This is a genomic window from Streptomyces sp. SID486 (assembly GCF_009865385.1).
Lineage (GTDB): Bacteria > Actinomycetota > Actinomycetes > Streptomycetales > Streptomycetaceae > Streptomyces.
Genome location: NZ_WWJT01000696.1, coordinates 1 through 8,587 on the forward strand (window position 1 = coordinate 1; position 8,587 = coordinate 8,587).

6 protein-coding genes are annotated in these 8,587 nt (G+C 75.6%); all 6 read left to right on the forward strand.

Annotated elements, in window-relative coordinates:
• On the forward strand, positions 1 to 1,520 hold a 1,520-nt coding region (locus GT045_RS32445), incomplete at its 5' end, for a lantibiotic dehydratase (protein WP_202529225.1).
• Between the two features lie 12 nt (positions 1,521 to 1,532).
• Positions 1,533 to 1,685, forward strand: a complete 153-nt coding sequence (locus GT045_RS39205) for a hypothetical protein (RefSeq protein WP_202516319.1) — start codon at positions 1,533 to 1,535, stop codon at positions 1,683 to 1,685.
• Between the two features lie 139 nt (positions 1,686 to 1,824).
• Positions 1,825 to 3,024: a lanthionine synthetase LanC family protein gene (locus tag GT045_RS40170; protein WP_345942822.1), complete on the forward strand. Its 1,200-nt coding sequence runs from the start codon at positions 1,825 to 1,827 to the stop codon at positions 3,022 to 3,024.
• 159 nt (positions 3,025 to 3,183) lie between these two features.
• Positions 3,184 to 6,258: an amidohydrolase family protein gene (locus tag GT045_RS32455; protein ID WP_161336377.1), complete on the forward strand. Its 3,075-nt coding sequence runs from the start codon at positions 3,184 to 3,186 to the stop codon at positions 6,256 to 6,258.
• A gap of 163 nt (positions 6,259 to 6,421) precedes the next feature.
• The gene (locus GT045_RS32460) at positions 6,422 to 7,345 is read left to right on the forward strand and encodes a MerR family transcriptional regulator (protein ID WP_161336378.1); all 924 of its coding nucleotides are present in this window, start codon (positions 6,422 to 6,424) and stop codon (positions 7,343 to 7,345) included.
• Positions 7,346 to 7,578: 233 nt separating this feature from the next.
• Positions 7,579 to 8,587: alpha/beta fold hydrolase (locus tag GT045_RS32465; RefSeq protein ID WP_161296487.1), on the forward strand; the 1,009-nt coding region annotated here is incomplete at its 3' end.

Consider the following 8,587-nt stretch of genomic DNA (forward strand, 5'->3'; position numbering starts at 1 on the left):
CCGCTCCCCCCACCGACACCGGTACCACCGCCCCCGCCGCACCACCTCTGCCGCGCACCACCGGTGGCCCGCCCCACCCCGAGGGCAGCCGCGCCTGGTTCACCGACTCCTACCGCACCGTCACCGGCGCCGTCCCCGGGTCAGCCGTCCGTCTGGTGCAGCGGGGCCTCGGGATCGCCGCCCGCGTGGCATGGCTGCGCGAGGCCGACCGCCTCGCGGCGCCAGGGTCGCACCGGCTGCCCCCGGAGCTGGAGCTCCTCGGCGAACGTCCGTGTCCACTGGGTGATGTGATGGCACGTCATCTTTCCGAGGACCCCGCTCCGCCGCAGCCGCCGCGCCGGTACACCGGCTGGCACCCCGCCCTCACCTCGGGCTCCGGCTACGCCCGGCTGCTGGCGCGGCTGTCCGCGCACACCGGCGCCGAGCAGGTGGACCTGGACGACGCCCTGCTGGACGCACTCGGCGCGCCACCGGCTGCGACGGCCCTGCCGCCCTGGCCGCTGGACTGCCTGTTACGCCCGCTGGCGGGCAAGGGACCGGTCGCGGTGCTGGAGACCGCCTCCCCGGCCGGCGTACTGGACGCCCGGTTCGCCGACGCCCTCCACACCCTGTACGGCGCGTACGCCAACCTCCGGGGCTACCGCGCCTTCCTCGCCTCCGTGGAGCGGCTGACCAGAGCGAGGTTCGTCGAACTGCTCGTGCCACCGCTGGCCGAGCGCGCCGCCAACGCCGTACGGCGGCCCGTGGTCACCGGCTGGTGGACCGGGGACCCCGACGCCACGCCGTACCAGGGGGCGGCGGGCCTGGCCGCCCGGCACCTGCCGCTGGAACGCATCACCCTCCGGCGGGCCGGCGGCCGGGTCGTCGCCGAGGCCGACGGCTGCCGGCTGCTGCCCGTCCACCACGCCACCCGCTCGCCCATGCCACCGTACGACGTCCTGGTCCGCCTGTTGCTGGCCGCCGGCCACCCCGCGGCCTCGCGCGTCATCCGGCTGGACGGCCTGGCCGAGGCGTTCCCCGGCGTGCACCGGCTGCCCCGGCTCACCGTCGGCGGCCTGCTGGTCGTCAGCCCCGCGGCCTGGCGCGTGCCGCAGGAGCGACTGTGGCGGCCGGGCGACGGCGAACCGGCCAAGGTGCGGGTCCTCGCCGGCCTGCGGCGCTCGGCCGGGCTGCCCCGCTTCGCGTTCGTGCGGGCCGGCACCGAGGCGCGACCGGTGCCCGTGGACCTCGAGGCGCTGACCGCCGTACCCCTGCTGGACCGGATCCGCGCACAGCAGCCCGCCGCGGACCTCCTGGTCGAGGAGATGTTTCCGGCGCCCGGCGGTCTGCTCCTCCACGACCCCCTGCACGGCGGTGCCGGCGTCGCCGCCCAACTGCTGCTCCGACTTCCGCACGACCGAGCCGCCGGGGAACTCGCGTCGCTCACCGCCGCCGCCCTGCCCGGCGCACCCGACGTCCCCGGGACGCTCGCCCCCAGTGGGCGGCACTCCGGGGCGAACCCCAACCATCACCGCACCTGAAGGAGGACGACCATGCCCGACATCATGGAACTCGACGACCTGGACGCTCTGATCGGCGACCTGGACGCTCGCATCAGCGAGAGCACCCTGCCGACGGCCGAGGCGGACACCGCGCACTGCAGCGGCGTCTGCACGATCCTGGTCTGCACCGTCATCGTCTGCTGACAGACCGTCACAGGTGACCGTCACCCTCGGGCCGCCGTCGCGCCGGCACCCCGGCGGCCCGAGGACCCACCACGGCGCCCCGCCCGGACCCGCTCACACCCGGTCGGGGCGCCGGCCAAGTCCCCTGCGAGGAGGGATCGTGCAGCAGCGCACCGACAACCCGGGAACCACCGGCAGCGCCGTCGGCGACCTCGCGGTCGGGCTCCTCGACGCCTGGTCCGCCCGGCCGGCGCGGGACACACCGTCCGCCGGACACCCGTCCGATCCGGGCGTCCCCGTCCTCGCCGCGCTGCTCCACGGCACCGGAGCACCCCGAGCCGCCGCCCGTGCCGTGACCGTGTGGGCCCGCACCGCCGGCCGGGGGAGGGGGCATCCCGGCCTGTACGACGGCGGCCTCGCCGGAACCCTCGTGGGACTGCGGCTCGGCGCCCGCGTGCACCCACGACTGGGCCCCGTGGCCGACCGGCTGCGCGACCACCTCGTGCGCACCACCCCCGGCCGGCGACGCGAAGGGCTCACCTTCCCCGACTACGACCTGATCGTCGGACCCTCCGGGACGCTGCTCGCCCTGTGCGCGGGCGCCCACCCGACGGCGTCCGAACTCGGCCCCCTCGCCACCCGCCTCGCCACGTTGTGCGACACGGACGACCTGACGGGGCTGCGCACGTCGGGCTATGCCGGGCACCCGCAGCTGGACTGGCTCGACGGGCGCGTCAACACCGGCATGGGGCACGGCGTCGCCGGCGTGACCGCCGCGCTCACGGCGGCGGTCCGCCACCTCGGGCCGCGCGAGGACCTGACCCGCGCGCTGGAGCACGCGACACGCTGGCTGACACGCCAGTCCTTCGAGGACGCCCGCTCCGTGCGCACCTGGGACGGCGCGGGCCTCGACGGGCCGCCGCCCGGCGGACCGCGCGCCCGCCAGGCATGGTGCTACGGCAACCCCGGGGTGTCCTGGGCGCTGTGGGACGCGGCGGACGCGGTGGGCGACCGGGAGGCGGCGGCCTGGGCCGCGACGGCGTTCACCACGCTCGCCGAAGGGTACGACGAGCGCTTCCACCTCTTCGGTGACCGCCCGGCCGACGTCCTGGCCCTGTGCCACGGAGCCGCGGGCGTGCTGGCGGTCGCCGACGCCTTCGAGCGGCACGCCGGACTGCCCGCCGCTGCCGTGCTCAAGGCACGCCTGCTGGCCCACCTCACGGACCGTCTGCCCGCGGTGGAGGCCCTCGGCGCGCGGCACATGGGCCTGCTCGGGGGAGCGGCGGGAACGCTCTGCGCCCTGCTCACCGCGGCCCACGGCGCCTCACGTGCCTGGCTGCCCTGCCTCGGACTGCGCTGAGCCGAACGCGCGCGGCGGACTCCGGCCGGCCCGGCCGCGAGCGTGCCCCAGGCGCGTCGTCCGGGGTTTCCGTTCCGGTGCCCGCCAGCATGGAGCCGCCGGCCGCCGCCCACGGTGGCGAGCCGCGCCTTCCGTCGGCCGGCCTGGTGAGGAGAAGCGATGACGACGGACCAGGGCCGGATCAGCCGCCGCGGCCTCCTGCGGGCGTCCGCGGCCGGTCTGGCGGCCACCTCCTCCGCGGTGCCCCCGGCCGCCGCCGCCGCCTCCGCCTCCGCCTCCGTCGCAGGCCGGCGGGCCCTGTCCTACCGGGAGTCGACCGGCGGATCGGTGACCTCCTCCCGGGACGGGAGCGTGCTGATCGCCGAGGTGCAGGGTGTCCTGTGGCGCGTGCCGCCGGGCGGCGGGGCGGCGGTACGCATCACGGACTGGGAACTGGAGGCGACCCGTCCGGCACTCTCGCCCGACGGCCGGCGGCTGGCGGTGGCCGGCTACCGGGGCGGCGGATTCCGTCTGTGGACGCTGCGGACCGACGGCGGCGGGCTGCGCAGGATCACCGACGGGCCCTGGGACGACCGGGAGGTGGCCTGGTCACCCGACGGCTCCCGCCTGGTGTTCTCCTCCGAGCGCGGGGGCGACGCGGTGTCCGGGGCGCCGTTCGGGCTGTGGACCGCCGACGCGGACGGCGGCCGTCCCACCCGGCTGACGGCCGGACCCCACGAGGACTTCGATCCGGTGTGGTGGCCGGACGGGCGGTCGGTGGTGTGTGCCCGTGCCGCCCACACGGCCGACGGCACCGACGGGGGCACCACCCTGGTCCGCGTGCCCACCGGGGGCGGCCCCGAGCAGGTGATCCGGACGGTCCCGGAGGGCCGGCTGCTGGGCCCGGCCGTGTCCCCCTCGGGCCGGGTGGCCTGTCTGCACCTGTCGGGCACCGCGGCCTCCCCGTCCCTGCCGGCCGCGCGCACGGCCCTCCTGGTCGACGGCCGGGTCGTGACGGAGGACGAGGACCTGGCGGCGGCACCGCCGTGCTGGCTCGGGGACGACCGGCTCCTCTACTTGGCCGACGGCCGCATCCGCGTCCGCACCCTCGGTGCCACCGGCGCGGTGCGGGACATCCCGTTCACCGCCCGGATGCCGGTCCCGCGACGTCGGCGGCGCCGCGGATCCGCCGCGCCGGAGACCGCCGGACCCGTGCGCGGCCTCCACCTGCCGGCGCTGTCCCCGGACGGCGGCAGCGTGGCCTTCGTGGCGCTGAACGCCCTGTGGCTGCTGCCCGTCGGCGGTACGCCCCGCAAGCTGGTGCAGGCCGACGCCGTCCGGCACGTGCAGATGCCCGCCTGGGCGCCGGACGGACGGAGCCTGCTGTACTGCACCGACCGGGACGGTCTGACGGCTGTCCGCCGGCTCCACCTGGACAGCGGTCACGACGAGCCGGTCACCGGACCCGGCCGGCTGCACCCGGCACCGTCCCCCGACGGCTCCCGCCTCGCCTGCCAGGACCTCACCGGCAACGTGCTGGTGCGTGACCTGGCCACGGGCGAGGAGCGGGTGCTGGCCCGGCCGCTGGCCACCGACGGACCGCCCGGCGCCCCGACCTGGTCACCCGACGGCCGGTACCTGGCCTTCTGCGACCGCAACCGGCTCAACCGCCGCTTCCGCGAGGGCTACAACCTCATCCGCGTCCTCGACACCCGTACCGGTACCGAGAAACGCCATCTGCCGGCCGCTCACCAGTCCCTGTCCGACCGCGCCGCGGCGGGGCCCGTGTGGTCGCCCGACGGCCGCCGGATGGCGCTGGTCGCCGAGTCGGTGCTGTGGCTGCTGCCCGTCACCGGCGACGGCACCCCGGCCGGGCCCGCCCGCCGGGTCACCGGCGAACCGGCCGACCACCCCAGCTGGGCACGCGAGACGGACACCCTGCTGTACCTGTCCTCAGGACGGCTCCGGCTCCTCGACCTCACCGCCACCCCGGCCCGCCCCCGCACCCAGGCGGTGCCGATCACCCACCGGCCGGCCCGCACCCGCGAGCGACTCCGCGTCCACGCCGGACAGTTGTGGGACGCCACCGGCACCGGCCCACGCCAGGACGTCGACATCCTCATCGACGGCCGCCGGATCACCGCCGTAGAACCCCACCGTCCGCGCCGGCCCGGCCACCGCACGGTCGACGCGTCCCACCGGACGGTCCTCCCCGGCCTCTTCGACGCCCACACCCACCCCTACAGCGCCACCTACGGCGCCCGGCACAGCCTCACCGCGCTCGCCTACGGCATCACCACGACAGCCTGCCTGGGCGCGTCCCTGTACGAGGCGGTCCGGCTGCGCGAGTCCCTCGCCTCCGGGCACAGCATCGGCCCACGCCTGCTGGCCTGCGCCGAACTGATCGACGGCACCCGCACGGCGTACGCCATGGGCCGCGCCCACCGCACCACCGCCGGCGTACGGCGCACCCTGGAGCGGGCCGCCGCCCTCAGGGTCGACTTCGTGAAGACCTACGTCCGTGCCTCCGGCGAGGTCATGGCACAGGCAGCCGAAGCCGCCCGGCTGCTCGGAGTCCCCAGCGGCAGCCACCTGTGCGCGCCGGGCCGGGCCGCCGGCCAGGACCTCACCACGCACCTCCAGGCGACCCAGCGGCTGCCCTACGGGCACGCCACCACACCCGCCGGCCACGTCCACCAGGACCTCGTCGAGCAGTACGCCGACGGTGACTTCGCCATGATCATGACCCCGTTCAGCGCGCAGTTCCTGCTCGGCGCCGATCCCGCCCTCGCCGACGACCCGCGCGTGCTCACCCTCATGCCTCCCTGGGACACGGCCGCCGTGCGCGCGGGCGCCCGGACCCCGCCCACCGACCGCCAACGACAGGTGCTCGCCGTGGAGATGACCGACTACCGCCGCCTCGCCGCCCATGGCGCCCTGCTCGCCCTGGGCACCGACGCCCCCCTGGTCCCGCCGGGCCTCTCCCTCCACCTGGCCCTGCGCGCGCTGCACGCCCACGGCTTCACACCCGCCCAGGCGCTCCTGTGCGCCACGGCCGCCCCCGCCCGGCTCTTCGGTCTGGAGCGCGAGCTCGGCACCGTCCAGCCAGGGAAGTTCGCCGACCTCACCGTCGTGGACGGCGACCCCTTCACCGACTTCGGTCACCTCGTGCGCACCCCGCTGGTGGTGCGCGCCGGCACGGTCCACCACCAGACCGACCTGGTACGCGCCCTCGAAGGCCCCACCCGGGCCTGACGCGATGGCGCCGAGCCCCGGTGCCGGGATCGGCCGGCCGGCAGGGCAGGAACTCCCCCAGGGGTGGCGTCAAGCGTCGCGCGGAGCGGCTCCGACCCCCCGATAAGCTGGGCGTACGGGCGTACGGGCGTACGGGCGTCGGGACACGGGGGAGGTACGCGGCGTGCAGGCGGACGGGCTGTGGAGCATCGGAGAACTCGCCGAGCGGGCCCAGGTCACCGTCAAGACCGTGCGCTTCTACTCGGACCGGGGGCTGCTGCCGGAGGCCGGCCGCAGCGGCGGAGGGCACCGGCGGTACGGGCCCGAGGCGCTCGACCGGATCCGGGTCATCCGGTCGTTGCGCGCGCTCGACCTGGCCGTGCCCGAGGTCGAGCGCGCGCTGGACCGGGACGAGGCGCTGGAGCACGTGCTCGCCGGACGCCTCCGGGAGGTCGAAGAGGAGCTGGCCGGGCTGCGCTGGCGGGAGGCGTCGCTGCGGCTGCTCGCGCAGTCCCCGCCCGAAGAGCGCGCGGAGCGGCTGCTGTTGCTCGGAGCGGTGGGCCTGCCTCCCGGCACGGACGCCGTCGTACGGTTCTGGCGCCGGGTGCTGCCGGTCCGGCTGCCGCCGCGGCTGGCGTCCCGGGTGCTCGACGCGGTGGTGCCGCCGCTGCCTGCCGACCCCGGGCCGGAGCAGGTCCTCGCCTTCGCCCGGCTGCACGCACTCGTCCGCGATCCGCGGCTGGACCGCGTTCCGGCCCTGCGCCCCGGGCCGCCGCTGCCCGGGGAGACGTACCGGCCGACCGTGCTGTACGAGGGACTGGAGGAGGCGTACGGTCTGGCGGGCGCCGAGACACGCGGCGGGCGACCGCCCGAGGGCGGGGGAGCCCTCGACTGCTTCGTCACCGCCTATGCCACGGCGCTCGGCACCCGGGACAGCCCGGACTTCCGGCGGCGGCTCGTGGAACTGCTCGCCCGCGAGGACGGGCCCGTGATGTCGCGCTACTGGAAGCTGGCCCTCCCCCTGTTCCGGTCGGACGAACCGGCCCTCGGGCAGCTGCACTACGGTCTCGTGCTCGCCCTGCGCGCCGACAGCGCCGCGACCGCGTGAGAACCGGCCCGGGACGCCCCGATGAACGGCACTCCTGCGCAAGCGGCCTGACGGAATGTCACCGCGGACGGTGATCGGCCCGTTCGGGTTCTCCTCCGCAGGTCTTTTTCTCGTCCACCGGTGGTTGTAGGAAGTCTGCCCCGCAGACGGATTCGCCCACCCGCGCCGGCACGGAAGTGTGTTCCCGACCTGACAGACGACCGAAAGGAACGGCCATCGTGCGGATAGGACGTATGGCACCCGTGCTCGCCGTGGGGATCACGGCGACACTGGTTCCCGCCCTCGCCCCGGCACAGGCATCGGCGGCGGAGCCGCTGCAGAGGTTCACGAACCAGAAGCCCGCGTGGCACAGATGCGACGCGACGATGCCGGCGGCGTTCCAGTGCGCCACGATCAAGGTTCCGCTCGACTACGGCCGGCCCGACGGCAAGACCATCAAGCTGGCCATCTCCCGCGTCAGGACCAGCGTTCCGGGCAAGCGGCACGGCGTGCTCCTGTTCAACCCCGGCGGCCCGGGCGGCGAGGGCCTGGACATGCCGGTCATGATCAAGGACATGCTGCCCAAGAAGGTCCGCGAGCAGTACGACCTCATCGGGTTCGACCCCCGTGGCGTGGGCCGCAGCAGCCCGGTCACCTGCGGTCTCACGTACGCCGAACAGAACACCGACCACCCCTACAAGGCCGCGACGTTCAGCCGTGACGTCAAGTGGGCCAAGCGGGTCGCGGACAAGTGCCGTGCCAGGAACGGCGACAAGCTCCCGTACATCACCACTCGCAACACCGCCCGCGACATGGACGTCATCCGCGCCGTGCTGGCCGAGAAGAAGATCTCCTACCTCGGCTACTCGTACGGCACGTACCTCGGCGCCGTGTACGCGCAGATGTTCCCCGGGCGGACCGACCGCTTCGTACTGGACAGCGCGGTCGACCCCGCCCGGGTCTGGCGCGGCATGATCCAGGTCTGGGCGGAGGGCACCGAGCCCGCTTTCACCCGCTGGACGAAGTGGACCGCCCAGCGGCACCGCACCTACCGGCTCGGCGACACCCCGGCCGAGGTGAAGAAGACGTTCTGGAGCCTGATCGCCCGGGCCGACCGCAGGCCCGTCGACGACCACGGCCGGAAACTCACCGGTGACGACATCCGGGCGATGCTGCGCCCCGCGTTCTTCAGTCCCCAGCAAGCGGCGGAAGCGGTCGTCGACCTGAAGAAGGCCGCCGCCGGCCGCGCGACGGCCCCCGGTC

Coding starts and splice junctions, on each gene's coding strand:
- GT045_RS39205 (WP_202516319.1), top strand. CDS start 1,533: ATGCCCGACATCATGGAACTCGACGACCTGGACGCTCTGATCGGCGAC.
- GT045_RS32455 (WP_161336377.1), top strand. CDS start 3,184: ATGACGACGGACCAGGGCCGGATCAGCCGCCGCGGCCTCCTGCGGGCG.